The sequence below is a fragment of the Halogeometricum sp. CBA1124 genome (assembly GCF_009741955.1).
Classification (GTDB): Archaea; Halobacteriota; Halobacteria; order Halobacteriales; family Haloferacaceae; genus Halogeometricum; species Halogeometricum rufum.
Genome location: NZ_WPCD01000314.1, coordinates 1 through 2,428 on the forward strand (window position 1 = coordinate 1; position 2,428 = coordinate 2,428).

Below are 2,428 nucleotides of genomic sequence, written 5' to 3' on the forward strand. Positions count from 1 at the left end.
CGCCGTCCGCCGCGACTAACGTCTGAACCACCGGCTCACGCCGGTCACCTCACTTCACCTTTCTTTCGACGCCACGACCCGAGAGCGGTCGCGCCGGTCCGACCGCCGGAGGACAGTCCGCCACGGGCGACACTCCAGCGGTCTGACTGGAGGGGCGCACGGAACGACAAGGGATTTAGTCGGGGCACTCCATCTGTGCTGTATGCCCGGATTGCTGTCTGACGCCCTCGCGTGGGCGGCTATCGTCACGTTCGTCTCCGGTGCCCTCCTCGTCCGGCGAAACGACCGCGCGGCGCGGTACGTCACCGCCGCCGCGTGGGGGCTCTTCGCCGTCTTCTGGCTCCAGTTGGTTCCACACTTCGCGTTCGAGCACAAGAGCTACATCGAGGGGTTCCTCTCGCTGGCCGCGGTCCCGGCGTGTCTGTACGCCGGCTACCTGCTCTACGCCGGACGCGACACGCTGTTCGTCCTCTCGAAAGCCGTCGCCGTGATGGGCGTCATCTACCTCCCGTTCGAGACGATTCCGGCGTTCACGCTGCTCGGCCTCTCCGTGCCGGCCCCCAGAGGCGTGCTGATGGAAACCGTCGCCGCACAGACCAAGTTCCTCGTGAACGCGTTCGGCTACCACCCCGAGTTCATCACCGGCGACCAGGGCTACCTCAACACGTTCCTGTTCATGGACGGCGACCACCGACTGAGCGTCTCCGTCGTCCTCGCGTGTACCGGACTCGGTAGCATGGCCATCTTCGCGGGTCTGGTCGGGGCCGTCGAGGCACCGCTTCGTCGGAAGTTCCGCGCGCTGGCCATCGCAATCCCGATCATCTACGCGCTGAACCTCCTCCGGACGACGTTCATCACCATCACGTTCGGCAAGCAGTACTTCCAGTTCTTCGTGGACGAGATACTGCTGCTGTTCGGGTCGAGCGACCCGTACATGGTCTCCTTCTTCATCTCCGACCGCATCATCAGTCAGTTCCTCGCCGTCGTCGCACTCGTCGGCATCACCTACCTCGTCGTCCGCGAGGTGCCGGAACTCCTCACGGTCATCGAGGACGTCCTCTACATGGTCACCGGCGACGAGTACGACCTCAGAGACGCACTCGACCTCGACGCGCCGGCGGGCCGCGGCGGGAGCGGCAGCGTCTGACCGGTCGTCTGCGTTTCAGACTTCGTTCTCGGCGACCACGTCGTCCGGTGCGCCGCCCAGCGTCCGGAGCGCGTCGGCTTCGACGTGGTGGACGTCGCCGGGAATCACGAGCATGTGTAGCGGGTCGCCGAACTCCCGGTCGGCCAGCGCAGACAGACGGTCCGCGGCGACCACGGGGTTCTCGCTGCCGGCGCGTGCGACGGCGACGCCGAGGACGTCTCTCCACCCCTCGGCCAGCATCTCCGCGGCGTAGTCGGCGCTCATGTACTCCTCTCGGTCGGCCTTGATGTCGAGGTAGACCAGCGTGTGCAGGCCGCGTTCGCGGTTGGCCTCGATGGAGTCGGTCACGCTCTGGGGGACGCCGTCGGCCCCGTGAGCGTAGGGGAACGGCAGCGTCACGGCCTTCCCGAAGCGGTAGTTCTGCAGGCCGGTCAGTCCGCTCGCGGCGGACTGCGCGGTGACGCCGTGTATCAGTCGCGTCTCGATGCCGCGTTCGACGGCGCGGAGACGCAGGTCCACGTGCGTCGTCGAAATCATCGTGTCGCCCGCGGTGAGAAAGACGACGTGGTCGTCCGCGGCGGCGTCGAGAATCTCTTCGGGGTGTTGTTCGACGCCCGCCCGGTCGCGGACCTCGATTTCGACGTCGTGGTACGCTTCGAGGTCCGCCACCGTCGCGCCGACGAGGTGGCTCGTGTAGAACTCCGCGAACGCCCGGTCCGCGTCGGCGAGGGCGTCGCGCCCCTCGACGGTTATCGAGCGCTCGTCGTACAGTCCGAGTCCGACGAAAGTGAGCATACTCTCCCTGTGCCGCCGTCCGGGATAAGTGGCCTGTCCCGACGCGCGTCGTATTGACGAACCGACACGACTAAGAGGGCGGGTGGCAGTTCCACGCACGGGTGCAGTTCTGTCGTTACTGCGACGACCGCACCTTGGTTTGTTCGGTTGACACCCTCGCTGCCGGCGCGACTGGTCATCGCGCCGCCGGGTGTCTTTGGTCGGGTCTGGAGGTTCAGCACTGACGATGGCGACGGGCACGACCGCTCGGTAGGTTCTTCCTCGACGCTGAATCAGGCCGCCGCCAGCCACGACCTCGTGGTGATGGGTGAGACGCAGGACCCGTCGTTCGCCAGCGTGTTCGGGGACGCGTACCAACGCGTCGCGACGCGACGGACCATCCTGTCATCGTCGTACGGGAACACGAGTGACGGGCGTTCGCAGGAGAGTGAAGCCGGTGGAGGGGATTGTGAACCACGGTCGCTCACTTCGTTCGCTCCCTGCTTC

The 2,428-nt window shown here is 66.4% G+C and carries 3 protein-coding genes; 1 reads left to right on the forward strand and 2 read right to left on the reverse strand.

Annotation, left to right across the window (positions count from 1 at the left end; all coding sequences use genetic code 11):
• Positions 1 to 202: 202 nt before the first annotated feature.
• Complete coding sequence (gene artA / locus GJ632_RS20920; RefSeq protein ID WP_191453932.1) at positions 203 to 1,147, forward strand: archaeosortase A; 945 nt, start codon at positions 203 to 205, stop codon at positions 1,145 to 1,147.
• 15 nt (positions 1,148 to 1,162) lie between these two features.
• Here the strand turns inward: artA and dph5 are convergent, their stop codons facing one another.
• Positions 1,163 to 1,942: a diphthine synthase gene (gene dph5, locus GJ632_RS20925; RefSeq protein ID WP_191453933.1), complete on the reverse strand. Its 780-nt coding sequence runs from the start codon at positions 1,940 to 1,942 to the stop codon at positions 1,163 to 1,165.
• A 272-nt stretch (positions 1,943 to 2,214) separates the two neighbouring features.
• Positions 2,215 to 2,428 (reverse strand): hypothetical protein (locus tag GJ632_RS24435; protein WP_231751736.1); only part of this gene is annotated, 214 nt, incomplete at its 5' end.